We start from the raw sequence: 25724 nt of genomic DNA on the forward strand, positions 1-25724 counted from the left end.
CTTTTTTTTGATGAACTGGTGTCGTTGACTCAGGCCGTAATAGCCTCCTCAACCGATGGCATCCATCCAATTTTGGATTTGGAGCTGACTTGCATGTAAAAAGGCGGCATCGCTACTGACCAGCACGGCTTTGGCTTCCAGTGCATGCGCGGCAATTTGCATGTCCAGAGCCGACAAGCTGATGCCTTTGCTTTGCAGTTGCGCCCGCAGTGTGCCGTAGGTCTGAGCCACGGCTTCGTCCCACGGCAGCACTTCTACTCGACGCAAAAATTCGTGCACAGCCGCTTTCAACGCCAGTGCTTCGGGTCGTTTTGCCAAACCAAAGGCCAGCTCACCTGCCGTGATGGCCGATATGCAAACGCTGTGCATGGGCACGGCCAGCAAGTGTTGGGTCGCCTGCGGATGCCGTTTGATGAGGTGGCTGACCGTGTTGGTGTCCAGCAGGTAGCGTGTGTTCATGGCCTGGCTCAGTGCCCCAAGGTGTTGGGTAACGACTCAAAAGGGTCGCGATCTGTAGCCTCAGCTTGGTCGTGTGGCGTGCGTTCTTCGGGGCTCAAAAAGTCGTCAGGTACCTGAGCGTTGTCAGCCGCCGCGAAAAAACCAGTCCAGTCATCGGGACGGCGTGAAAGGATCACATCACCCGTGACCGGGTCTTTGCGGATAAAGACTTCTTCGGTGTCAAACCTGTAGGCCGCTGGCAGGCGTACGGCCTGGCTGCGGCCGTTCAGGAAAAGTTTGGCTGTTTGGGACATGTTTAACCTCCATGGCGCGATGGTAGATACCATAGTATATCCAGGCTGAAAAAATACCCCACGCCGCCGGTCGGTTGGCCTTTGTGGCTCAGGGCCAATTCACCCTCAAGCGCATTGACGAAGCCATCAAAGACCTGGAAAAAACCAAGGAAGCGCTGCACAAGTCAGCCAACAATTTGCGTCTGGCCAACGACAAGGCCGACGACTTGACGATCAAGAAACTCACCCGCGGCAACCCCACGATGGCGGCCAAGTTTGCCGAATTGCCGGGGTGCTAGTCACTTTATGAGTGGTATTTTTAAAAATACGCCTCATAAATTGATGTGTATCTGCCAAAATATGCCTCATGTCCACCCAAAACCCGTCCACACAACCACGCTACATCTGGCAGCACCGTGCCTGGCCGCAGCTCACATTCGACGCGACGGCACTTGCCCCTGCGCTGGACCTTGCCCGCTTGGAGCAAGGGCGCTTGCTGGGGTTGTTGGGTGCCATTGGGCTGGAGCAAGCCAATGAAGTGCAGCGCGAGTTGTGGGTGCAAGAAGCGCTGGCGACAGCCGCGATTGAGGGGCAGCAGCTCAACCTGGAGTCTTTGCGGTCGTCGGTGGCGCACCGGCTTGCACTGGCCGATGCGCCGGGGGCAGACCGTTCTGTTGAAGGTTTGGTGCAGGTGATGCAAGACGCCTTGACCAACCACAGTGCAGCGCTGGATGTGGACAGGCTGTGTCGCTGGCAGTCGGCGTTGTTTCCCGGCGGCACGTCGGGCATTGTCCGTATTGCGGTGGGCCGCCTGCGTGACCATGCCGATGCCATGCAAATTGTCAGCGGGCCTTTGGGGCGTGAGGTGGTGCATTACGAGGCACCGCCCTCTGCAAGAGTGGGTGCAGAGATGGACCGTTTTTTAGCTTGGTTCGCCAAGCCAGATGCCACGCTGAACGGTATCGCACGCGCAGCCTTGGTGCATTTGTGGTTTGAGTCCATCCACCCTTTTGAAGATGGCAATGGCCGCATAGGGCGTGCTTTGGCAGATATGGCTTTGGCGCAAGACATGTATGCGCAAGATCCAGAGGCCAATCCCACGCTGGTGCGGGTGTTCGGCTTGGCGCATCAAATGCATCAAACACGTTCTGCTTATTACGACGCGCTCAACAACGCGCAGTGCTTGCGAGGTGTTTCGCTGGATACTCAAGGGATTGATGTCACATCGTGGGTGCAATGGTTTGTGCAGGCGTTCACCCGTGCCTGTGTGGCCAGCCAGGCCGTGGTGCGCGATGCGACAGACAAAGCGCATTTCCGATTGCGCGCAGCACAGTGTCACATCAACCCGCGCCAAAGCAAGGTGCTGGAGCGCTTGCTCGAAGCCGGGCATGTGGGCTCGGGTGGCGGATTTTTGGGCGGCATGAGCACCGATAAGTACGCCAGGATCACTGGCATCTCGAAAGCCACAGCCGCACGCGATTTGGCCAACCTGGCAGCGCACGGCTTGTTGCGCATCGAGGGTTTGGGCAAAGCCACGCGCTATGTCGTGAATGTGCCGGGTTGGGAGCAGCCAGCGATCAAGCCTTAGTGACTTGCTTCAATGCACCCCAAGGTAACACCCCTCAACCCGCTCCCCATCCACTTCTTCACCTTCTTCGCTGCACAGCGCTGCAATCAAGGATTGGTCCACCACTTGGCCGGGTAGCAGCAGTTCTTCATGGGTCCAGCGCTTGACCAAGTGGCCGTTGGCCACACCCCCGGTGTGTGGGGCTTGGTAGGCGCGGCGGTGTTGCATGGTCACGCCACTGTTGGCGTTGGCGATGAAGCGGCTTTCACCCAGAGCCCAGGGTTCAAAGTAGGCGTTGGCGGCGGCATCCACTTGGCGGAAGTAGCTGCGTGCGCCTTCGGCGTTGAGCTTTTTGCGCACGGTGCGCGTGATGAGGCCTTGCAATTGGTCGAGCGCGGCGTGGTCCATTTGATCAAGGGCTTCGGGGCTCATGTCTTGTCCAGCCAGGGCCGCGTTGGTGGCCAGCTCGGCAGGCAGCACTTGCACCATGGCTCTGACCACGTCTCGGTGCGGTGCCACGGCGGTGGCCACGCCGCGTGTTTGTGGCTGGATGGGGCAGCGGATCTCGACAAAGCGCGGCTTGACGGGGCCTGTGCAGCCATCGTGGTGGTAATACTCCCCCTGGCTGAGGCGCCCCTTGCTGGAGCGCCCGCGCACATCGCGGTAGGTGGGATGCTGGCTGTGAACATTCAGGCAAACGACCAATCCGGTGGCATCGACCAATTGGTAGAAGGCTTCACGCCATTCGGGCAAGAGGAGTTTGTCGTGCAGGTAGTCGCTAGGCAGGGCGCCTTCTTGGCCCACTTCGCCTTCAATGACCAACACAAAAGGCTTGGGTCTGCGCACTCGCCACAGGGCATTGGCAAAGCTCAGCACCGAGCTGGTGCTTTCAGTGTTGGAGGTGGCGCTGTGGCCCGTGGGGTCAGACATGGGAAAAGTTCGGCAATCGGGCGTGATCAATGACGATCAGGAAGTTGGCGGGAATTTTAGGGCTTCATTTCAAAAGGGCTCAGCCTGTGCCCAGCGCTTGCCACACCCGAAGGGCGGCATACGCGTCGTTGGCGGCATAGACCAGTTGCGATTCGCTCAACCGTTCATTGGCCCAATTGCTGGTGGCAGCCTTTTTGGATTTCATGAAGCGCTGATTGAACAACACCGCCACCGCGCCCTTGACCCCCATGTCTTTGCGGTAGCCGCGCTGGTGGAAGACAGTGTTGAGTTCCAGAATGCCTTGGGGCTCAATGCCCAGTTTCTGGATGATGCGTTTTCGGTCATCGCCCAAACCAAAACCAGCTTTGACGATCCCCGGTTTCGCCAGCAGTGTGGCAGCCACGCTTCGGCATTGTGGATCGTGCAACTGAAACACCCAGGCTCGCTCTGCAGTGGCAAGTTGCAGGATGTGGGGGCCATCAGAAGCTTCACCCACTCTGAAGGTGGGTTTGGACTCGGTGTCAAAACCCCATGCGTCGGACTGAAGCAGCTGCGCATGGGCTTGCTCCGCTTGTGCGCCGCTGTTGACCAGGGTGATTCGGTCCAGTCCAAGCCGCTCAAAAAGCGGGAGGAGGGCGATGGCGTCTTTATCAGGGGTGGTATGACGAGGGCTCATGTGATCAGCCCGCCGTTTTTCGTGAAGTCTTCTTGGTCTTGTCGCTCGCCTTTTTGCGCACAGTGCGTTCAGCATCGGCTTTCTTCCCTTCGGCCAACCATTGGGCGAATTGTTCGGGAGTTTCCAGCGTGATGCGGCCCAGTGCAGCTGAACGAAAGTCATGGATCACGATGTGTGCGGCCTTGGTGGTGTTGACCCGTCCACCACTTTGCATGGCGCCGCGCACTCGGCCAACGGCTTCGAGCAGGGTTTCGTCGGTGTGGCTGGCCACATCGGTGATTTTGTAGCGGTCCGTCAGTGCCTGCGGATAGTGAGAGATCAGGTAGTTGAGCAATTCCAGTGCGACCACTTCTTCATCAAAAGCGTTCACGCCAATCGCTCCGCTTGCTGCGAGGTTGTAACCGCTTTGCTCAACGATGATGCGCGGCCACAGCACGCCCGGCGTGTCGTACAGATAAAAATCGTCGGCCAGCGCGATGCGCATCTCTTGCTTGGTCACGCCAGCTTCGTCACCTGTTTTGGCTGCGCGTTTGCCTTTGAGGGTGTTGATCAGCGTGGATTTGCCCACGTTGGGAATGCCGCAGATCAGCACGCGCATGGGTTTGACCATGCCGCCACGGTGGGGGGCCAGTTGTTGGCAGGCGTCGATCAGTGCTTTGGCGGGCGAGCTCATGCTCGTGTCCAGGCCTATGGCCCGCACGCCGTGCAGGGCGTTGTAATGGGCCAGCCATTTGGTGGTTCGGGCTGGATCGGCCAAATCCTGTTTGCTCAAAATTTTGAGAGCGGGCTTGCCCTTGATCAGCTCGGCCAACATGGGGTTGGCACTGGAGCCGGGAAGTCGCGCATCGAGCATTTCGATGACGACGTCAATCTCTTTGATGCGCTCCCCAATCGCTTTGCGCGTGAGGTGCATGTGTCCGGGAAACCATTGAATCGCCATAAAAGCCGCTGCCAACCGAGAATCAAAGATGTTGATTGTCGGTCACTTTGGTTGCAGTGGTTGAGTTTTCAACAGACCGTGGCGCCATGGGGCCCATCCCTTGGCCCATAGCGCCATGCAGTTTCAGCGGACCAGATCTTCCAGCGCGTCGATGACGATGCTGGTGCCAATGGCGATCAGCAAAATATCAGAGGCGACGCGCACGTATTTGTAGCCCGCAGGAGGTACGCCCAACGTCAGCACCACCGAGCGGGGCACATCGTAATAAACCACCCCAGCAGGCAAAGGTGCACCCTTGCGCCATTTTTTCGCTTGCCCCGGTGGCAAGCAGCCGTTGCCTTTTTTGGCCAAGCCGGGTGGACAAAACCCCATATTTTCTTTTTGCCCGTAGTAAGCGCGTGCCGCTTCTTGTTGGTGCGGCTGAAAATAAGCACCAATGGCAAGGGTGCCAGCGGAGGAGGGCACCGACATGTGTGGCGGCTGCGTTGCTTGCGAGCGGTGCATGCCTTGCGGCTCGTGATCGCGCTTGCGCATGGGATGCTGAGCGCGATCCTGACTTGGCTTGCCTTGGCGCTGGGCTTTACGGGGCGTTTCATCATCCGGCTTTTGTGCCTGAGCTGCTTGGGGTAGCCATAGCGCAGGCGCCAAAACCAGCAATGCGGTGCAGATGTATCGTGTCGAGATCATGGGATGCTTTCGTTGAACTTGTCGAACTGTGGATCTGCACAACTTATCTGCACCCGCGGAAAATCGATGTGCGTCAACACACACAAGTGCATGTCTTGCCCAGCACCCGGCCCATGAAAAAAGGCAGCCAGGTTATTCACCATGGCTGCCTTTCGGCGAAAGCAATTGAAAAATTACTTCTTCTTGTTCACGGCTGCTTTGAAAGCGGCGCCGGCAGTGAAACGAGGCACGGTAGCGGCTGCAATCTTGAGCTTCTCACCTGTGCGTGGGTTCTTGCCAACGCGGGCTGCGCGCTTGGCTGCTTTGAAGGTACCAAAACCAATCAATTGCACGTCTTGTTTTTTTGCAACTGTCTTGGTGATGATTTCAACCAAAGCGCTCACGGCACGGCCGGCGGCGGCTTTGGACATGTCTGTTTCTTTTGCCAAGGCTTCGATCAGTTCTGCTTTGTTCAAGATTTTCTCCAAATGAATAGAACGGCGAGATTTTGCCATGCAAAGATGCGGTTGTTGACTTAATTTTTCTCAATTTCATCAAGTTGTTTCACCTATGCAACTTTACATAATATACATCGTATGTAATTAGATGGGTGTGAAACATTCCACCGATGAGGGATAGCCGGTCACACAAGTAAAGTTGACGCTACTTTCCAAGTAAAGTTATAGCTACTCACATATTCCAAGTAAAGTTAACGCTATCAAGGACTGGTGATTTGGCAAGACCAAAACGTTGATGTGCGTAACTTCTATCCGATTACGCTTCGTACGGCTTTGTTCTTTGCTGCAGATTTGAGTTTTTTGGGTTGCATGTCGTTGATGCGTGCAAGATAACCTGATGCGCGCTCTGATAGCTGCGTGTTTTGCATCCTCAGCTCGTGCAGTTGCTTGGTCAAATTTCCTGCCACTTCCAGAGCCTCACTTTGATGTCGTATCTGCTTCTTTTTTTCAATCTCCACCTCTGCCTGTAATTTTTTTACTTGTTGGCGCTCGCGATCAATCTCCGCCATCAGTCTTCGTTCTGAAGACACAAACTGTGCCTGAAGCGCTTGGATTTCAGCGCTGTGAGACCGCAGTTGCGCATCGTGACGGCGACGCTCCTCATTGCCTTCGGCAACTTGCTGTTGAAGCGCCAGACGCGATGATGTGAGTTCCTCATCCTTCTTGTTCACAAGCATTTGAAGCTTATGCGCTTGACCTTGTGTTTCGGCATGCTTCAGTTCAAGCGCATCAAGGGCTTGCTTTAATTCTGATGCCTTCTGCGTGAACGCTCCACGCTCAGCTTCAATTTCAGCAAGCACCGTCGTCATTTGCTGTTCTTGCTGACTTGCTGTGTTCGCGAAATCTGCTTTTGATACTTCAAAAGTACTGTGAGCCTCCTGCAAAGCACTTTTCCAGAGGGTTTTCATGGCTACTTGCACAGTAGCTGGCAATTCGCTTGTTTTATCGGATTCACCCGTTGGTCCTCTCAAACGCTCTCCCAATGAAGAAAACCAGACCTCCAGCATCGGGCCCACGGTGTTGGGCGATCCACGGCCCAATTTCATGCGAACACGTTCAATGGTCGGTTTGAGTTGCTCACTGAGCAATTCGTCGGCTGCGCCGTTGACATCGGTTTGCTGAACACCCCTTGGACTTTTAACTTGCATCGCCCTGCTCCTTGCTGTAAATTTACCAACGATAAGAGATATTTATCGTGATTTAAAGGATAAAAAGATAAATAATCTTACATGCTATGTAAGATTTCATCAAAGAAATAAGCCGCCCATGAACTTGCGCCTGCCCACGCTCAAAAATACACCCGCCCTGGAGCCAGAGGCCCTGAGCGAAGTCACCCAACGCGCCGTCGAAGATCTGCTGCGCGAAGGTGAATCAAAAAACACCCTCATCAGCTACCGCAGCGCCTTGCGCTACTGGGCCGCATGGTTTGGTGCACGCTACGGCCGACAAATACAGCTGCCCGTGCCCACCGCCTGTGTGCTCCAGTTTGTCGTCGACCACGCGGATCGAACCACCGACAAAGGCCTGGCGCACGAGCTGCCCATCGAGATCGATCAAGCCCTGGTGAAATCCGGCTTCAAAGGCAAACTCGGCGCACTCGCACACAACACCCTGATTCACCGAATTGCGGTCCTGTCCAAAGCCCACCAAATTGGCGAGTTCAAAAACCCTTGCCACGACCCCAAAGTGCGCGAGCTTCTCTCCCGCACCCGCAAGGCCTACGTCAAGCGGGGTGCCCTCCCCCGCAAAAAAGACGCCCTCACCAAAGAGCCTCTTCAAGCCATCTTGCAAACGTGCGATGACTCAGTCATCGGCATCCGCGATAGAGCACTGATCTTGTTCGCCTGGTCCAGTGGCGGGCGCAGGAGATCCGAGGTGGCCAGCGCAGACATGCAGTTTTTAAAACGCACCGGCCCCGATGCCTATCTCTACAACTTGGCGTTCTCCAAAACGAACCAAGCCGGCGCAGAACGCGCTGAAAACCACAAACCCATTTTTGGCCTCGCAGCGCAAGCCCTCTCGGCATGGCTCACCGTCAGCCACATCACCAGCGGGGCGATTTTCCGAAGAGTGCGCAAAGGCGGTCACATCGGTGAAGCGCTCTCCCCTGCCGCTGTCAAAGATATCGTTAAAAAGCGATGCTTGTTGGCAGGCATTGACGGCAACTATGCCGCCCACTCCCTGCGCTCAGGGTTCGTGACAGAGGCAGGCTTGCAAAACGTTCCCCTCGCTCAGACCATGGCCATGACGGGGCACCACAGCGTCTCCACCGTGTTGGGTTATTTCCGCATCACACAAGAGGCTGAGGTGACAGACCTTATGAGAGATGCGCGCCCCAACACTTGAAGCTCAACTGGGGTATGAACTTGTATGGAAAATCAGGCACAGGAGATCAAATGAAGACCATCACGCTCTATTTCGCAACCGCAATCGCTGAAATCGTGGGGTGCTACCTGCCCTGGCTCTGGCTCAAGCAAAACGGATCTCCATGGTTGCTGATACCCGCCGGAGTCAGTCTGGCGGCCTTCGCGTGGCTACTGGGGGTCTCCTCGTTTTCAGTGCAATAAGTGACGGTACGCAAAGCTAGCACTGGCGCGGGGGTGGTCTGGGTAGACCGTTGATTTCATTGACTTTCCTGTTCGCTTTGTAAACGGGTATGGTGGCCTCCCACTTTTGAGGTTCACGATGCAGGGTTGGCACACAACGTTTTTGGGGATGCGTGGGCTCCCCCGCGATATCAGCGACTTCGAGATGAAGGCATTTTTCACCTTCGATGGTGCCGAGCGCGACGCAATCAATGCACGCCGAGGTGATTCCCACAAGCTTGGTCTGGCGCTCCATATTGGTTTCCTGCGCATGAGTGGGCGTTTGCTCGGTGCCTTTCGGGTAATTCCAGTAGCCTTGTGGCGCCACCTTGGCAACGAGCTTGGCATTGCAGCACCAGAAGTCGCCTCGCTGAGAGCCATGTATGAACGCGGGCGCACGCTATTCGATCACCAACAAGTAGCCTGCACGGTCCTTGGATTCCAGTGGATGAGCGAGCACCAGCGCCGCTCACTGGTACGTGAACTGCGCGACGAAGTGGCGCGCTGCGCCGACCGCGATCAGCTACTCGTGCGGGCGCGTCAATGGCTGTACAAGAACAAGCTGGTGATCGTGCACGAGCGGGCAATTCGGACACTGATTGCGGCGGCACTTGCCCAGCTTGAAGTTGAAACAGGCACCGCCATCGCCGCCAGCGTTGATCCAGCAACACTTGATCGCTGGCGAGCCTCAGTTTCAGAGCTGCGCCCAGATGGACAAACCCAGCAGAGTTGGCTATGGGCTGCACCGGCGAAACACTCAACCCGCCAAATCAGCGAGGTACTGGAGCGCATCGACCTGCTTTACACGCTGGACGTTCATAAGCACCTGGCAGACATCCCCGATCTCATCTTGCGCCGCTACGCGCGCCGACTTGTCTCCAGGCCGCCCTCAGCCGGAGCCAAGATCAAAGAGCCAGCGCGCACCGTGGAGGTCGCATGCTTTCTTCGGTATTGCCTGTTCACCACCACAGACCAGTTGATCCTTATGGTGCAGCGCCGGATCGCCGATCTGTGGCGTCAGGCTGCCGCCGATGTCCCCGCTACCGTCAATTGGGCCGCAATGTACAAAACGCTGCTCGGCGAACTTGTTGCCTTGAGCGCGCAAGGTGCGGTGCCAGATGCTGAGTTGCGTGCCCGTCTTGAAGCCTTGATCACCGAAACCCAGAAACGCAAACCACCGAGCAGGGCCTCCCTGGTCCGCGAGGGATTGATTGATGGAATTCGCCCCGTGCGGTCGTTGCTCGTCGCCATTGCAAAGCTGCCCTGGCAGGCCACCGGCGAGCATCCTGCCATCGAGTACCTTGCCAAGCTGCAAGCTTTATATCTCAAAGGATCCAGAAAGCTGCCAGTTGAAGTGGTGGCACCAAGTCTGGGAATGATCTGGCAGGTTTCGATCTCCAGCCCAGACCGGGAACGGGCGTTTCAGGCGTTGGAGGTGGCCACCCTGTTTGCCCTGCGCCGCGCGGTGCGCAATGGCTCGGTCTGGATTGAGCACAGCCTGAGCTTTCGGGGTCGTGCGCGCTTGTTCTTCACGGACGAGCGTTGGCAGGCAGAGTCCAAGAAACACTATGCCCGTCTATCGTTACCCAGCAAGGCTGCCACTTTCTTGAAGCCTTTGCTGGCCAGAGTAACTGCCGGTGTCGATGCGGTGGCCGCTGCAGCCCGCAGTGGCGTACTGCGCGTGGATGATGAACTCCATTTGTCGCCATTGCCCGCAGAGGACGAAGACCCAGAAGTGACCAAGCTGCGCGCGGCTTTGGATCACCGCATCGGTGAGGTTCAATTGCCGGAAGTGATTCTGGCCGTTGACGCCCAGGTGCGCTTTAGCTGGATCATGCTCGGACGTGAGCCGCGCTCTACCGACGAGCTGCTGATGGTCTATGCCGGCATCATGGCCCACGGCACCAGTCTGACTGCGGTCGAATGCGCGCGCATGATTCCGCAATTGTCTGCCACCAGCATTCGCCAGGCCATGCGCTGGGCGCGGGACGAACGGCGTCTGAGCCAGGCCTGCCAGGCTGTGCTGGAATTCATGCAGCGACACCCGATTGCCGCCACCTGGGGGCGGTCCGATTTGGCATCTTCTGACATGATGAGCATGGAGACCACCAAACGGGTGTGGCAAGCCCGGCTTGATCCTCGGCGCAACACACCTTCCATTGGAATCTACTCCCATGTAAAAGACCGGTGGGGCATCTTCCATGCGCAGCCCTTTGTGCTCAATGAGCGCCAGGCGGGCGTGGCCATTGAAGGTGTCATCCGCCAAGAAAAGCTGGAGACCAGCCAGCTTGCTGTGGATACCCATGGCTACACCGACTTTGCCATGTCACATGCCCGTTTGCTTGGTTTTGATCTTTGCCCGCGGTTGAAGGAACTCAAACAGCGCCACCTCTTTGTGCCACGCGGCACCAAAGTGCCCGCAGAAATCGCTGCGGTGTGCGAAGCCAATGTCGACGTCGCTTTGATCGAAAAGCATTGGGATAGTCTGGTGCACCTGGCAGCCTCGGTCATGAGCGGACATGCCAGTGCGGTGGCAGCTCTTGCGCGGTTCGGTTCTGCCGCCCAGGGCGATCCAATCTATGAGGCTGGCGTGCAATTGGGGCGGTTGCTGCGTACGGCGTTTTTGGCTGACTACTTTGTCAAGGACGCTTTCAGGAACGAGTTGCGCCGGGTGCTCAATCGGGGCGAGGCTGTTAACGCCCTCAAGCGCGCCATTTATACCGGCCGGATCAGCCCGGCGCAGGCCAAACGTGTCGATGAAATGCAGGCTGTGGCCGATGCGTTGAGCCTGATGGCCAACATCGTGATGGCGTGGAATACCTCACAGATGCAGGCGGTCCTGGATCGCTGGTCGAACCGCCGCCAGGTCATTCCACCGGAACTGATCGGGAAGATTGCGCCCACCAGGCTGGAGAGCATCAACTTGCGGGGTGTGTTTCGCTTCCCGGTTGACCGCTATGCTGACCAAATCCTGCCTTCGCGGCCAAATGCATCGATAACTGGCACCAATGGATGAAACCGACCACGGTTTGACGCCACGAATCGCAGATTTGAAAGTGAACAGGAAAGTCAATGAAATCAACGATCTACCAACACCACCTCCGCGCCAGTGCTAGCTTTTCGTACCGTCACTTATTGCACTGAAAACGAGGAGACCCCTACTGACACTGCACGAAGCTGCCACCGGACGCGTCTACGCTGCTTACGGGAGTGTCTATATCTTTGCAGCTATTCTTTGGCTATGGGCCGTCGACGGCATCCGACCATCGAATTGGGATGTCGCGGGTGTTGCCGTGGCCCTGCTGGGTATGAGCATCATTGCCTTTCAACCGCGCTAGGAACAGATCCTCAATTTAGAGAATGCTTTGAAAAAAGCGCCTTGCTTGCGGATCTCGGAACAGTGTTTACGGGCGCTCAAAGGGACTCGTACCCCTTTGACGCAAATCAGTGCGCCCCATGCACATGGCGCGCGCCTCGCTTGCCCACCGGCCCCACTTCCTTAGAGGCCTGAGCAATTCCGGAAAGCACACCGCACTCACTGACAGAGCCGTTTCCGGCACAACCGGTTCGCAACTCAACAAGTTGCCTTTGCAAGACCTTCAGCTCTCTGATTCGAACCGCCACATGCTTGATGTGCTCATCAACCAAGGCGTTGATGTCAGAACAGTCCTGTGGGGGGGAATCTTTCATGCGCAACAGCGCTCGAATCTCATCCAGGGCCATGTCCAAGCTTCGGCAGTACCGAATGAACGAAAGTCGTTCAACGTGCTCCGGTCCATAGACGCGGTAGTTGCCTTCCGTTCGTGCTGTTTCCGGCAGCAATCCCTCGCGTTCGTAGTACCTGATGGTCTCCACTTGAGTATGAGTGGCTTTGGCCAGTTCGCCGATTTTCATGTCTGCACCTTGAGCAGTAGCGAGTTTTCTTATCACATCTCATTGTAGGCGCTTGACACTGTAGTGGCTACAGGGTTTCTAATCAACCCAACAAGGAGAAGATCATGAGCCCGTCTGCGCCACATACGTTGCCCGACACAAACACCGACACTGCTTGCGGTTGCGCAAGTTCTTGCCAAGCCTCAGCGATGTCCACTGAATCTCTGCCGCCCGGGCAGGTAAATGGAGGATCGCAGCGGTTTCGCATTGCGAACATGGACTGCGCTTCGGAAGAGTCGGAGATTCGCCGAGCGCTGGACGGTGTGGCAGACATTCGTGGCTTGCAATTCAACCTGGGTGATCGCGAGTTGGCTATTGCAGCCGATGACAGTGCGCTGTCGCAGGCACTGGAGGCTATTCGCAAGGCTGGCTTCAAGCCGGAACCGCTTGGCGTGGAAGATGAAACGGTGGACGCTACTCCCGCCCCGCCAACAGGCTTCTGGACTTCTTGGGGCAAGTTGATCGGTGCTTTAGGGCTAGCGTTGGCTGCTGAAGGCTTGGCATTCGCATTGCCGGACAGTTGGCCGGTGAAGGTGTTGGGCATGGTGCTGGCAGCAGTGGCCATTCTGCTTTCGGGCTTCTCGGTCTACGGCAAAGGTCTTGCCGCACTGCGGCAGGGGCGCTTGAACATCAATGCCCTGATGACGGTGGCCGTGACCGGGGCATTTTTGATCGGCCAGTGGCCGGAAGCCGCCATGGTGATGGCCCTGTACGCGATTGCCGAAGCCATTGAGGCGAGGGCCGTGGATCGGGCGCGCAACGCCATCAAGAGCCTGTTGGCACTTGCACCGGAGCAGGCTGAAGTGCGTCAGGCCGACGGTAGCTGGAGTCGGGTTGGGGTCAAAGCGGTTGCAGTGGGCGCGATAGTGCGTATCCGACCGGGCGAACGCATTCCGCTGGATGGTGTCGTGACCTTGGGCCAGAGTGCCATTGATCAATCGCCGGTGACAGGCGAAAGCCTGCCAGTCGACAAGGCACCCGGAGACGAAGTCTATACAGGCACTATCAATCAGGCGGCTGCCCTCGAAATGCGTGTTACGGCACCCGCTTCAGACAGCACCCTGGCGCGCATCATCCATGCCGTTGAGCAGGCCCAAGCTTCGCGTGCTCCGACGCAGCGTTTCGTGGATCGGTTCGCTGCCATCTACACTCCGGCGGTCTTCGCCCTCGCCATTACGGTAGCTCTGCTTATGCCTTGGATCACGGGGGTGACGTGGCTGCAAGCGGTCTACAAGGCATTGGTGCTACTGGTCATTGCCTGCCCGTGTGCCTTGGTGATTTCCACGCCTGTCACAGTCGTCAGCGGCCTGGCGGCTGCGGCACGTCGGGGAATTTTGATCAAAGGCGGCGTGTACCTGGAGGAGGCCCGCAAGATCAAGGCCGTGGCCATGGACAAGACTGGCACCATGACCGAAGGCAAGCCCAAACTGGTGGCATTCGAGTCGGTGGACCCCGGTGTTGATCAACGAGTTCTTGAGGGGCTTGCAAAAAGTCTCGCAGCACGGTCGGATCACCCGGTTTCTAAGGCCATCGCCGAGGGGTTGTCAACGGACGAGCAGGAGGTCGGTGAGTTTCAAGCAGTTGCAGGACGCGGCGTGCAAGGCGTGATCGACGATCATCCCTACGCGCTGGCCAACCACCGGTGGATCGAAGAGCGCGGGCAATGTTCGACTCAGCTCGAAGCGCGCCTTGCAATTCATGAGGAAGCCGGACGCACCGTCACGATCCTTGCGAACGGCCAGCGAGTCATGGCCATCTGCGCGGTGGCAGACACCATCAAGCCTTCATCCGCCCAGGCCGTGGCCGACCTGAAATCCATGGGTGTGACAACGGTCATGCTGACGGGCGACAACATCGCGACCGCACGTACAGTCGGCGCTCAGGCTGGCATTGCCGAGGTACGTGGGAATTTGCTGCCCGAAGAGAAGTTGCAGGCCATTGGCGAACTGCAACAGCGCTTGGGCGTCACGGCGATGACCGGCGACGGCATCAACGACGCGCCAGCCCTCGCCAAGGCTGACATCGGTTTCGCGATGGGTGCGGCCGGAACTCACACCGCCATGGAAGCCGCCGACGTTGTCGTCATGAACGATGACTTGCGTCGCTTGCCCGAAACGATACGGCTCTCAAAGCGCACCCACGCTGTGCTTTGGCAGAACATCAGTCTTGCGCTCGGCATCAAGCTGGTGTTCCTGCTGCTGGCCATCTTTGATAACGCTTCGATGTGGATGGCTGTGTTTGCGGACATGGGCGCCAGCCTCCTTGTCGTCGGTAACGGCTTGAGGCTGCTGCGCCGATGACATGGAAATTCTTTCTCTATGACTGGGGTGGCCTGAACGTCGCGCTGTTTCAAGCCATCAACACGGGTACGCCTGCCGCGCTGGGGCCGCTGGTGTGGTTCTTCAGCCTCGCGGGAAGTTACTGGACGGCGCCGCTGACGATGCTGGGTCTGTGGTGGTGGTCAAAGTCGGCCGCCAACCCGGCTCGTGGCGCGGCAGTTTTGCACCGCCTCCTTGGTTTTTGCGCGGCCTTCCTGCTGGCTTTGCTGATCGCCACCGTCTTGAAGCTATGGCTGGACTTTCCACGCCCGCTGGCCGTCCTTGGCGACACGGTGCGCGTTATCGGTGATATCGAACGCCACTACAGCCTGCCCAGCGGACATTCCACCTATACCGCGCTGGTGGTCGGCGCGCTCTGGCCTTTGATGGGTCGTCTTGGCCGCATCGGTATGGTGTTGTACGCTGCATTGGTCGGTTGGTCGCGCGTCGCCGCCGGCGTGCACTTCCCTGCCGACGTGCTCGCGGGATGGGGACTTGGATGGATCTGCATGGCGCTCGCCGGGTGGTTGATACCGCTGGCGGCCTCTCTGTGGCAATCAACTCGCCGCACATCAGCCTCGGTCTGGTTCGCGGTGGCCGCCGGTGCGGGGATGATCGATCAGCTCGCGAAGTTCTCCATCACCCGCACGTTTGCCTACGGAGAACAGGTCGAAGTCACCTCATTCTTCAACTTCGTCCATGTCCTGAATCCGGGCGCAGCATTCAGCTTTCTAGCCGGTGCTGGCGGCTGGCAACGTTACTTCTTCATCACGCTGGGTCTGGTCGTTTCTGTTTGGCTGGGGCGCATGTTGCGTCAGCAACTACCACCTCTTGAAGCGGTGGGCTACAGCCTGATCCTTGGTGGTGCGCTTGGCAATGTCGCGGATCGTGTGTTTCGTGGACAGGTTGTTGATTTCCTCGACTTCCATTGGCGGCTTGCGCACTGGCCCGCCTTCAACTTCGCTGATGTGGCGATCACATCGGGCGCTGCCTTGCTCATCGTCCAGCTGACGACCCAAGGCAAGGCGGTAGAAAACTCAAAAGACGAATAAGTCTATAGCTGCTACACTGTTCAACTCATGCGTAAATGGCTGGCAATTTTTCTGTTGGTGTTCATGCCGCTGCAGCTTAGCTGGGCGGCAGTGGCCAGCTATTGCCAGCACGAAACTGGAGCCGCAGCCAAACACTTCGGTCACCATGACCATCAGCACAAGGCTACTGATGGTAAAGAGACAGCACCCGATCCAGCCAAAACCGGTGGCGGTGATCCTGATTGCGCATCCTGCCATGCGGGGTGTTCATCAGCCCTGCCTGGGGAGGTGACTCTCCCGCCGATGTTCAGCTCGTCCCTAGACATAGCGGACTACTGGCTGCATCTTACGTCGCCCCCTTTCGAACGCTTAGAACGCCCGCAGTGGCGTGTCCTCGCCTGATCGGCGGGGAGCGCGTTCCTTCCCTCGTCGTCACTAAAGCAGTCGCGCTTGGTGCGTGACCGCACAAAGCCGCCTTTGCGCCGCTGACGTGACGATGTAGCAGGCGATCATTTGGATCGCTCTCCGCCGATTTCCTCGTGTCTTTGAAATCACTGGAGAATCGGATGTTGAAGAGTATTCACAAGCAAAAACGACGGGCGTCACTTGCCGTTCATAGGGCTACAAAAAAGGCAACTGCAGCGGGCCTGCTTATTGCGCTCACCGTAGGGGTATCTTTTGCCCAATCGCTGCCTGCTGCGCAAGCCAACCGCACAGCCCAATCTGAGTCGCAGGCCGATGTGGCGACGCTTCTGACGTTGCAGAGAGCCATCGCGTTGGCGCTCGACGGCAATCCAGACCTTACCGTCGCAAAACGTGAAATTGAGGCTACTGAAGGTCAGGTGCTTCAAGGGCAAGCGCGCCCTAACCCAGAGCTTGCCTATTTACTGGAAGACCAGCGCGCACAGACCCGTACACAAAGCGTGCAGATTAACCTTCCCGTTGAAATGGGCGGCAAGCGCGCGGCCCGTATCGCGGCCGCCGAGCGAGGGCGCGACATCGCAGTGGAAGACCTGAATGTGCGGCGCATCGAAATCCGCGCCGCTGTGGTCGCCGCCTTCTTCGAAACGCTGGCAGCCCAGGAGCGTGTAGCACTGGCTCTTGACAGTGTCGATTTGGCGAGAAAAGCGACCGACGCGGTTGCCAAGCGCGTGGCAGCGGGTAAGGTTTCTCCCGTCGAAGAATCAAAGGCCCGGGTGGCTGAGGCCGGGGTGCGCGTTGAACTCGCCCAGGCGCAAAGCGAGCAGCGCAACGCTCGGGGACGTCTTGCCAGCTTGCTGGGTGCCAATCCACCTCGCTTCACCCTCGTCGCGGGCAATGTTGAAGTGCTCCCGCTCGTTCCAAGCTTCGACAGTGTCCAGCAACGCCTGTCTGTCTCGCCAACCTTGCGTCGTGCGCAGCTAGAGATGGAACGCCGCAGATCACTGGTCGATTTGGAGCGCAGCAAGCGGGTGCCCGATGTCACCTTCAGCCTGGGAGTGAAGCGCCCCAATGAGCTGCAGCGTGATCAGCTGCTGTTCGGCGTCTCCGTGCCGTTGCCGTTGTTTGATCGCAATCAGGGCAACTTGCTGGAAGCGCTGAAGCGCGAAGACAAAGCCCGGGACGAACTCCAGGCCCTGAACCTACGCGTCGGCACGGAAGTCTTGCAAGCGCGCGAGCGGCTGGATGCCATTCGCTGGGAAGTTGATGTCCTGCAACGGGACGTACTGCCCGGGGCCAAGAGTGCCTACGACGCAGCCACCATCGGATTTGAAAACGGCAAGTTCAACTTCCTGGAAGTGCTGGACGCGCAGCGCACCTACTTCGCCGCCAAGTCCCAACACCTCAAGGCACTGGCCGAAGCGCATCGCGCGGCGGCGGATATTGACCGGGTGCTCGGCGACTCCACGCCGAACACCGACAAGCCAGCTAACCAGGAATGAACATGAAAATCGACACAAACAAACTGAATATCGGCAAAAAGCAGCTGATCGCTATCGCTGCGATTGCCGCGACTGGCGTCGTGCTTGGCACCGCCATCCTCAGCAACAAGACAACCAAGACGGCGGAAGATGACGGTCACGGACATGGCAGCCACGTTGAAGCCAAGGCACACAGTGATGGAGAGCACCACGGCAAGAAGGACGGAGATGGCCACGATCACGACAAAGGCCATGCAGACGGTGAGCACCACGAAGGTCCGAGCAAGGGGCCGCATGGGGGCAAGCTGTTCAAGGAGGGGGACTTCGGGTTGGAGGCGCTGCTGGCTGAGGATGGCGGCGAACCACGCCTGCGGATCTGGCTATTCAGCAAAGATAAGCCGCTTCCAAACAATGCCGCCAAAGTCAGCGCCACCATCACGCGCTTGACCGGTGAGAAGCAGACCCTCAACTTTGCACCTGACAAGGACAGCCTGGTGAGCCGCGAGGTGGTGCCCGAGCCACACGCTTTTGATATCAGCATCGTTGCCCAGACTTCCACCGAGCCCTTCATGTTCGTCCTGAACCAGGAGGAAGGAAAGGTCGAACTTAGCGATGCACAAATCAAGGCCGCATCCATTGGCATCGACACGGCAGGTGCGGCCCGCATCAAATCCACTTTGCAATTGCCGGGCGAGATTCGCCTGAATGAAGACCGGACATCGCACGTTGTTCCGCGCATCGCGGGGGTGGTCGAGAGTGTGCAGGCCAGTTTGGGGCAGGCGGTCAGACGAGGCCAAGTTTTGGCCGTCATCGCCAGCCCGGCGGCATCAGAGCAGCGCAGCGAGTTGCAGACGGCACAAAAGCGATTGGTCTTGGCCAAGACCACGTATGAGCGTGAAAAGAGGCTCTGGGAGCAGAAGATCTCTGCCGAGCAGGACTATCTGCAAGCCGGACAAGCCTTGCACGAGGCAGAGGTCGCCGTGGCCAACGCCCAGCAGAAGCTGTCCGCCTTGGGGTTGGCCTCAAGTTCGTCGGGGGGGCTCAATCGCTTCGAGCTGCGCGCGCCATTCGACGGCTTGGTGATCGAAAAGCATCTCAGCCTCGGTGAGGCCGTCAAGGAAGATGCCGCCGTGTTCACCGTGTCTGACCTGGGACAGGTCTGGGCCGAGATCAACGTGCCTGCGAAGGATTTGCCGCTGGTCAGGGTTGGCGAGAAGGTCACCATCAAAGCGACGGCCTTCGATGCCAGCGCGATCGGAACCATCACTTTTGTGGGCTCATTGATCGGTGAGCAGACCCGCATGGCCAAGGCCCGCGTGGTCTTGTCCAACCCCAAGGGCGCTTGGCGGCCTGGTCTGTTTGTCAGTGTGGAAGTGATCTCATCGGAGGCGGATGTTCCCGTGACCGTGGCCAGTGACGCCATTCAAACTGTGGGTGATAAGCCTGTTGTGTTCCTGAAGGTTAACGGAGGCTTCATCGCCCAGCCCGTGCAGTTAGGTCGTAGTGATGGCAAGCGCGTCGAGGTGGTGCAAGGACTCAAGCCGGGGGCTCCCTACGCGGCAGCAGGTAGTTTTGTCGTGAAGTCTGAACTCGGCAAAGCCTCTGCCGAACACACCCATTGAGACGAGGCAACGACCATGTTTGAGAAACTTATTCGCGCAGCTATCGAGCACCGATGGTTGGTGTTGCTGGCAGTCATCGGTATGGCGGCCGTCGGCGTATTCAACTACCAGAAGCTCCCCATCGACGCAGTGCCGGACATCACCAACGTCCAGGTGCAGATCAATACCCAAGCACCGGGGTACTCACCGTTGGAGACCGAGCAACGGGTGACTTACCCGATTGAGACCGTGATGGCGGGCCTTCCCAACCTGGAGCAAACCCGTTCCCTGTCCCGCTATGGACTGTCGCAGGTTACTGTGATCTTCAAGGACGGCACCGACATCTACTTTGCGCGCCAATTGGTCAACGAACGCATCCAGGAGGCTCGCGACAAACTACCTTCAGGCATCACCCCGGCGTTGGGCCCGATCTCGACGGGCTTGGGCGAGATCTACCTGTGGACGGTAGAAGCCAAGGATGGTGCGAAGAAGCCTGATGGCCAACCTTATACGGCCACCGATCTGCGCGAGATTCAGGACTGGATCATCAAGCCGCAGTTGCGCAACGTGCCCGGCGTTACAGAAATTAACTCGATTGGCGGCTTTGCCAAGGAATACCAAATCTCGCCGATACCCGAGCGACTTGCCTCGCTGGGGATCACCTTACAGGACATCGTGACGGCATTAGATCGCAACAACGGCAACGTGGGCGCGGGCTATATCGAAAAGCGTGGAGAGCAATATTTGATCCGGGCCCCAGGTCAGGTCAAAACCTTAGAGGACATCAGCAACGTGATCCTGAGCAGCGCCGGTGGCGTGCCTATTCGGGTACGTGACGTGGCTGAGGTAGGCTTGGGGCGTGAACTGCGCACGGGTGCTGCCACAGACAATGGGCGCGAGGTGGTTCTGGGCACGGTCTTCATGCTCATCGGACAGAACAGCCGAACAGTCTCCCAAGCCGTCGACAAAAAGATGGTTGAGATCAACCGCAGCCTTCCTGAAGGCGTACACGCTGTCACCGTCTACGACCGTACGGTCTTGGTGGACAAAGCCATCAACACGGTCAAGAAGAACTTGTTGGAAGGCGCGATCCTGGTGATCGTGATCTTGTTCCTGTTCTTGGGCAACATTCGCGCAGCCATCATCACGGCGACCGTGATTCCCTTGTCGATGTTGTTTACTTTCACTGGGATGGTGACTTACCAGGTGAGCGCCAATTTGATGAGTCTGGGCGCACTCGACTTCGGCATCATCATCGACGGAGCGGTTGTGATCGTCGAGAACTGTGTCCGTCGTCTTGCCCATGCGCAAGCTCAGTACGGCAGGCCATTGACGCGCTCCGAGCGTTTTCACGAGGTATTCCTTGCTTCTAAGGAATCGCGCCGCCCGCTCTTATTTGGTCAGCTCATCATCATGGTGGTGTACCTGCCCATCTTTGCTCTGACCGGTGTGGAAGGAAAGATGTTCCATCCGATGGCGTTCACCGTGGTTGCTGCGCTGGTCGGGGCAATGATTTTGTCAGTGACTTTCATCCCGGCAGCTGTCGCACTGTTTATTGGCAACCGCGTCAGCGAAAAGGAAAACTGGCTGATGGTGCAAGCCAAGCGTTGGTACGCCCCTTTGCTGGACCGAGTGATGGCTGCCAAGGCTGTTGTCTTGGCTGTTGCCGCAGTGGCGGTTGTTCTGTGCGGCTTGATCGCGACCCGCATGGGAAGTGAATTTGTACCCAGCTTGAACGAAGGCGATTTCGCCATCCAGGCCCTGCGAATCCCTGGCACCAGTCTGACGCAGTCGGTGGCAATGCAGCAGCAGCTAGAAGCCACGCTCAAAGCCAAGTTCCCTGAGATCGAGCGCATCTTTGCGCGAACGGGAACGGCGGAGATCGCATCCGACCCAATGCCTCCGAATATCTCTGATGGCTACATCATGCTCAAGCCGGTGTCGGAGTGGCCAGAGCCACGCAAGTCACGTGATGAGCTGCTTGCTGCGGTGCAAGAAGTCGTGGGCAAGATACCAGGCAACAACTATGAGTTCTCTCAGCCGATCCAACTGCGGTTCAACGAACTTATCTCTGGGGTTCGCAGTGATGTTGCGGTGAAGATCTTTGGCGACGACATGGACGTGTTGAACAAGACGGCCGAAGAAGTTTCGTCAATGTTGCAGAAGATCCAGGGTGCATCCGAGGTCAAGGTTGAACAGACCACCGGATTGCCAATGCTCACGGTCAACATTGATCGCCAAAAGGCCGCCCGATATGGTCTGAACGTTGGCGACATTCAAGACACCGTGGCTACGGCTATCGGAGGGCGTGAGGCCGGGACGCTGTTTGAAGGTGACCGTCGATTCGACATCTTGGTGCGGTTGCCAGAGTCTTTGCGCAACGACCTTGAAGGTATGAAGCGCTTGCCGATTCCTTTGCCGCGCGGATCGGGCGGTGCTGAAGGCCGAACCAACTTCATCCAGTTGGCCGAAGTGGCGAGTTTCGAGTTGGCTCCAGGCCCGAATCAGGTTAGTCGGGAAAACGGTAAGCGCCGAATCGTGGTGAGTGCCAACGTTCGTGGCCGAGATGTGGGCTCGTTTGTTGCGGATGCAGAAGCGGGTCTGGCACAAGTCAAAATCCCCCCCGGGTATTGGACGAGTTGGGGAGGTACCTTTGAGAATCTGCAGTCGGCGACCCAGCGCTTGCAGATCGTTGTTCCAGTCTCGCTGCTCTTGGTGTTTGTGTTGCTTTTTGCGATGTTCGGCAACGCCAAGGATGGGTTGTTGGTTTTTACGGGTATTCCGTTCGCCTTGACGGGTGGCATTCTGGCGCTGTGGCTGCGCGACATTCCCATGTCGATTTCGGCGGCCGTTGGCTTCATCGCGCTGTCAGGCGTCGCCGTGCTCAATGGCCTTGTGATGATTTCCTACATCCGCACCCTGCGAGAGGAAGGAATGCCTCTAGACGCAGCCATCCGAGACGGTGCTCTGACCCGTTTGCGTCCTGTGCTGATGACGGCTTTAGTCGCCTCCTTGGGTTTCATCCCGATGGCGATTGCCACTGGAACCGGCGCAGAAGTTCAACGGCCCCTGGCCACTGTGGTGATCGGTGGCATCTTGTCTTCCACACTACTGACGCTACTCGTACTCCCCATTCTTTATCGTCTGGCCCATCGGCCAAACGAGCAAGACGAGGATGTCACTGCTGAGCCCGTGCATCCGCAAGATGCGACCACCTCGCACTAAACGTTATCCCTGCCATCCAAGCATTGAATTTTTAACCTGTACTTTGAAAGGAAATTTTATGAAGCTGATCTCTACTGCCTTTGCTTTGACTCTGATGTTGTCGGGGGCCGTGTTCGCAGCCGACAAGCACGATCATGGCCATGAAGACAAACCCTTGCACGGGGGCTTGGTCACCGAGATCAAGGATGTGGACTACGAATTGGTGGCCAAATCCGATGTACTTCAGTTGTACGTGCGCGATCACGGAAAACCAGTCGACGTCAGCAAGGCGACGGCCAAGATTACCTTGCTTGCCGGTGCTGACAAGCAAGAGGTCGAGTTAAAGCCGACCGGAGACAAGCTTGAAGCCAAGGGGAGTTTTAAGGTTACGCCTGGCACGAAAGTTATCGCGCAAGTCAATCTTGCCAGCAAGGCTGCTACGGCACGATTTGTTCTGAAATGACTCGGGGGCCGAGAGGGACAGTCCTCTCGGCACTTTCCAGCACAATTGAAAGGCAGCCATGAACTTTCTTGTCAAAGGTATTTCTCCACTAGTAGCTGTACTTGCATTGGCTGGCTGTGCGACACCGGTCGATCGCTTGGCTGAGAAGCCATACTGTCACACGGATCGTGGCAGAAACGCCTACTGCACCAAAGATGCTGCGCCCAGCATTGCCAAAGATGATGAAGCAAAGTCGTTTGCCTCAGTGCCTGAAGCTCTGACGGTTTACGTCGTGCGTTATTGGGGCGACGGACATCATCCGTTGGACATTTCTGTGGATGGTGGCGCAGCGATGGAGACTGTTCCAAACTCCATGATTCGCCTGCGATTAAAAGAGGGGACTCATCAAATCACCTTCAATGTTGGAGGCAAGACCTTTGATCGAACAATTTCAGGTACGAAGGGGGAAGTTCAGTTACTAGGGATTACGGGTACCGATTGGATCTGGGGCAACTCTTCACATTGGTGGACAGATGACTCAGTTGATCAACTCAAACGGCGCGCACTGCGTTCCCGTTTGATCAAAGACATCACTTTGCTTTGATGTTCTGGGGCCCCCGCCATGACTGTTTGTCATTGGCGGTGGGAGTGGCAGTGACGTTCATGGCGCAAACACTCAACACGCTTGGTTTCACAAACGCCTGCAATCAGCCTGAAGCTCAGGTTGATGCAATATCCTTATCGTCCGCTTATGGCCTGTACCTCACCCTCAAGGCAGTGATAGATGACCGGGTCTAAATTGGCCATATTTCAACGAAATCATTTCGCTATGAGACCAACCCGTTCAACCGAAAGGCTTCGATACGACGATCTGATGCGCAAAATCCATGCCGATCAATTTCACGTTCACATAAATATTTATATTGATCAAAACTCCTACATACCGGACTCGAAATAGCCTTAAAGGGGTGAGCAAAATTATGCTCATCGATGGAGAGCGAGAGGTTGTTCATCTTGCAAAATTGAGCAAATTGCAGGCGCATAAAACCGAACAGGTCGCACGTGCGGACTGAAAAGACTTGAATTTTGTAGTCAACCAACCGTAGGTAAAAGTACCCTCCTGAGTAGACTAGGATTGATTTGATTCGTCGTCTGGGAGCGATGGAAACATGGTGGATTTTCCAACCATCACAGAGTTCAACACTTGGCGCTGTGTGCCAACCATCACGCTCAGACCAAGTCAAACAAAGACCCGACCCACACTTTTGTTTCATCGCTTGGGTAAGGTTGTCATGATCCAAAACTCTTTGTGATTTGCTTCGTCCGATTTTTCGTGTCAATGCCAATGGCTCATCCACATAGCTTGTGAACTCCAGACTTCGTGCAGTATGCCGGGTCACTGTGATCTGGAAAAGGTTCAATTGACGAATTTCATCGGTTGACCAAGTGCATCGTCCCTGTTTGATCTTGTATTCAACAAATCGCTCTGCTTCTTTCCAAACTGCAAGGCAGTACAGGCCAAAGACGTGACTTCGGACCCATAATGAATTCTCTGCTTTTGACGCCCTCTGAAGGTACTGCTCAAATCCAACGGACGCCTCACCCAAGAACTCTGAAAATTTGCATCTGTACCACCCTCCTTCTGGGGGGAATTTCTTACGCTCATCCCAACGCCTTATGTCCACCGTCGGCTCAACGGTTCTGGCCCAAATCAGCTCTATGAATGCCAGACGAGCTTGCCGGTTGGATCGCAGCAGTGCTGCAATCGCCTCTGGCGTTATGCACTTTCTGAATTGCCACACCCAATAATCAGATCGCGGAACCACGTGCCGACGCAAATACCGCGCTACAGATTTGTAGACATCTGTTGGTACAAAACTCATTCTCCAAAAATCAGTGTGACCACCCTGCTCGACTCCCAGCCGAGGTTTATTTGGTAGCTCTCGAAATTCAATACTCTTAGTTCTGTAGGCGTAACGGTAATTAGGTGTTTCATATTTGATCAATGCATTCGGATATGCGATAGCTTGGATTTCACACAATTCTTTGAGTCGAATGAGCCATTCTTCCTCGTGCAAAGCATCAAATTTTCTGTTCATGTACGAGGCCAGATAAATGGCGCTCAACGACGTCAACCAATCGGCAAGCGGCTTGAGTTTTTCGGTGTCGATCAAACGATGATCGTTTCCGTGCAAGCGCGATGGATCGAAATACTTCAGGCTTGAACATTGGCAGGTATTTGGATAAGCAAGAGACATGGCATCAACACTCTCTCCATCGTTCTTCATGCACGAACATTCGACGTGCAGCGGCTCCTCGTGGATCGGGCACTGAGTAAGCAATTTCAGTGAAAAGAGCCTGGTGTGATATCCCAACTCCAAGCACTTTGGGCAGTAGCCGTTTTGGGGTGTGAACAAGAATTGCCAGCAGTATGGAATGAATCGATGATCACAAAATGAAAACAATTGAACTGGCTCACCCATCAATCGAGCCAAAACTCGAAGATCAACATTTTGAACCGAACGGCTTTGACTCTGCGCACGTTTCGCCCTGGGTGAAAAACTTTCACTCAGTGGAAAGTCAGAAATTCTGAGTTTGTTCAAGTGGGCCAGTTTTCTCAATGTCAGCCAAAGTGACGTGTAGGGCAACAGCGTGCCTGGCTTCCATGTCAGAGTTGTCAT

The 25724-nt window shown here is 56.6% G+C and carries 20 protein-coding genes and 3 pseudogenes; 13 read left to right on the forward strand and 10 right to left on the reverse strand.

Features of this window, described 5'->3' with window-relative positions:
* Positions 1-48 precede the first annotated feature (48 nt).
* Positions 49-459 (reverse strand): type II toxin-antitoxin system VapC family toxin, encoded by a 411-nt coding sequence (locus ACZ5RT_RS10190; protein ID WP_291926844.1) that lies wholly within the window; start codon positions 457-459, stop codon positions 49-51.
* A gap of 8 nt (positions 460-467) precedes the next feature.
* A complete protein-coding gene (locus ACZ5RT_RS10195) occupies positions 468-752 on the reverse strand; it encodes an antitoxin (RefSeq protein ID WP_291926847.1) in 285 nt (94 codons plus the stop codon).
* Between the two features lie 131 nt (positions 753-883).
* Between ACZ5RT_RS10195 and ACZ5RT_RS10200 the strand changes: the two are divergent.
* Together ACZ5RT_RS10200 and ACZ5RT_RS10205 are read left to right on the forward strand one after the other, a co-directional pair.
* Positions 884-1030 (forward strand): annotated as a pseudogene (locus ACZ5RT_RS10200) (DUF2130 domain-containing protein); the annotation flags it as partial.
* A 68-nt stretch (positions 1031-1098) separates the two neighbouring features.
* The gene (locus ACZ5RT_RS10205) at positions 1099-2319 is read left to right on the forward strand and encodes a Fic family protein (RefSeq protein ID WP_464452369.1); all 1221 of its coding nucleotides are present in this window, start codon (positions 1099-1101) and stop codon (positions 2317-2319) included.
* A gap of 9 nt (positions 2320-2328) precedes the next feature.
* Here ACZ5RT_RS10205 and ACZ5RT_RS10210 read toward each other — a convergent pair whose 3' ends face one another.
* The 6 genes from ACZ5RT_RS10210 to ACZ5RT_RS10235 form a co-directional block, all read right to left on the reverse strand.
* The gene (locus ACZ5RT_RS10210) at positions 2329-3228 is read right to left on the reverse strand and encodes a hypothetical protein (protein WP_464452370.1); all 900 of its coding nucleotides are present in this window, start codon (positions 3226-3228) and stop codon (positions 2329-2331) included.
* 79 nt (positions 3229-3307) lie between these two features.
* A complete protein-coding gene (locus ACZ5RT_RS10215) occupies positions 3308-3904 on the reverse strand; it encodes a 3'-5' exonuclease (protein WP_464452371.1) in 597 nt (198 codons plus the stop codon).
* A gap of 4 nt (positions 3905-3908) precedes the next feature.
* A complete protein-coding gene (gene ylqF, locus ACZ5RT_RS10220) occupies positions 3909-4844 on the reverse strand; it encodes a ribosome biogenesis GTPase YlqF (protein WP_464452372.1) in 936 nt (311 codons plus the stop codon).
* Between the two features lie 123 nt (positions 4845-4967).
* Positions 4968-5531, reverse strand: a complete 564-nt coding sequence (locus tag ACZ5RT_RS10225; protein WP_291926862.1) for a hypothetical protein — start codon at positions 5529-5531, stop codon at positions 4968-4970.
* Positions 5532-5704: 173 nt separating this feature from the next.
* Positions 5705-5986, reverse strand: coding sequence for an HU family DNA-binding protein (locus ACZ5RT_RS10230; RefSeq protein ID WP_090047922.1), 282 nt, complete (start codon positions 5984-5986; stop codon positions 5705-5707).
* Positions 5987-6276: 290 nt separating this feature from the next.
* Positions 6277-7176: a DNA-binding protein gene (locus ACZ5RT_RS10235; RefSeq protein WP_416561127.1), complete on the reverse strand. Its 900-nt coding sequence runs from the start codon at positions 7174-7176 to the stop codon at positions 6277-6279.
* A 124-nt stretch (positions 7177-7300) separates the two neighbouring features.
* Here ACZ5RT_RS10235 and ACZ5RT_RS10240 point away from each other — a divergent pair, with 124 nt between their 5' ends.
* The 4 genes and pseudogenes from ACZ5RT_RS10240 to ACZ5RT_RS10255 form a co-directional block, all read left to right on the forward strand.
* On the forward strand, positions 7301-8374 hold the full coding sequence (locus ACZ5RT_RS10240) for a site-specific integrase (RefSeq protein ID WP_464454214.1): 1074 nt from the start codon (positions 7301-7303) through the stop codon (positions 8372-8374).
* A 50-nt stretch (positions 8375-8424) separates the two neighbouring features.
* Positions 8425-8568, forward strand: a pseudogene (locus ACZ5RT_RS10245) (YnfA family protein); the annotation flags it as partial.
* A gap of 145 nt (positions 8569-8713) precedes the next feature.
* Positions 8714-11629 (forward strand): Tn3-like element IS1071 family transposase, encoded by a 2916-nt coding sequence (locus ACZ5RT_RS10250; RefSeq protein WP_003049965.1) that lies wholly within the window; start codon positions 8714-8716, stop codon positions 11627-11629.
* Between the two features lie 100 nt (positions 11630-11729).
* Positions 11730-11951, forward strand: a pseudogene (locus ACZ5RT_RS10255) (YnfA family protein); the annotation flags it as partial.
* Between the two features lie 106 nt (positions 11952-12057).
* Here ACZ5RT_RS10255 and cadR read toward each other — a convergent pair.
* Positions 12058-12507 carry a Cd(II)/Pb(II)-responsive transcriptional regulator gene (gene cadR / locus ACZ5RT_RS10260; RefSeq protein WP_464452373.1) on the reverse strand — a complete coding sequence of 150 codons (450 nt, stop codon included), beginning with the start codon at positions 12505-12507 and terminating at the stop codon, positions 12058-12060.
* Between the two features lie 188 nt (positions 12508-12695).
* Here cadR and ACZ5RT_RS10265 point away from each other — a divergent pair, with 188 nt between their 5' ends.
* From ACZ5RT_RS10265 to ACZ5RT_RS10295, 7 genes are all read left to right on the forward strand, one after another.
* Positions 12696-14846, forward strand: coding sequence for a heavy metal translocating P-type ATPase (locus ACZ5RT_RS10265; protein WP_464452374.1), 2151 nt, complete (start codon positions 12696-12698; stop codon positions 14844-14846).
* A complete protein-coding gene (gene lspA, locus ACZ5RT_RS10270; protein WP_464452375.1) occupies positions 14843-15916 on the forward strand; it encodes a signal peptidase II in 1074 nt (357 codons plus the stop codon). Before ACZ5RT_RS10265 ends, lspA begins: the two co-directional genes overlap by 4 nt.
* A 545-nt stretch (positions 15917-16461) precedes the next feature.
* Positions 16462-17817: a TolC family protein gene (locus ACZ5RT_RS10275; protein WP_464452376.1), complete on the forward strand. Its 1356-nt coding sequence runs from the start codon at positions 16462-16464 to the stop codon at positions 17815-17817.
* Between the two features lie 2 nt (positions 17818-17819).
* Entirely contained in the window at positions 17820-19418 is a 1599-nt protein-coding gene (locus ACZ5RT_RS10280) for an efflux RND transporter periplasmic adaptor subunit (RefSeq protein ID WP_464452377.1), read from the forward strand.
* A gap of 15 nt (positions 19419-19433) precedes the next feature.
* A complete protein-coding gene (locus tag ACZ5RT_RS10285) occupies positions 19434-22622 on the forward strand; it encodes a CusA/CzcA family heavy metal efflux RND transporter (protein WP_464452378.1) in 3189 nt (1062 codons plus the stop codon).
* A 58-nt stretch (positions 22623-22680) separates the two neighbouring features.
* Positions 22681-23064, forward strand: coding sequence for a hypothetical protein (locus ACZ5RT_RS10290; RefSeq protein WP_464452379.1), 384 nt, complete (start codon positions 22681-22683; stop codon positions 23062-23064).
* Positions 23065-23122: 58 nt separating this feature from the next.
* Positions 23123-23647 (forward strand): hypothetical protein, encoded by a 525-nt coding sequence (locus ACZ5RT_RS10295; RefSeq protein ID WP_464452380.1) that lies wholly within the window; start codon positions 23123-23125, stop codon positions 23645-23647.
* 223 nt (positions 23648-23870) lie between these two features.
* Here ACZ5RT_RS10295 and ACZ5RT_RS10300 read toward each other — a convergent pair whose 3' ends face one another.
* Positions 23871-25724 (reverse strand): hypothetical protein, encoded by a 1854-nt coding sequence (locus ACZ5RT_RS10300; RefSeq protein ID WP_464452381.1) that lies wholly within the window; start codon positions 25722-25724, stop codon positions 23871-23873.

It is taken from the genome of Limnohabitans sp. TEGF003, from assembly GCF_055395455.1.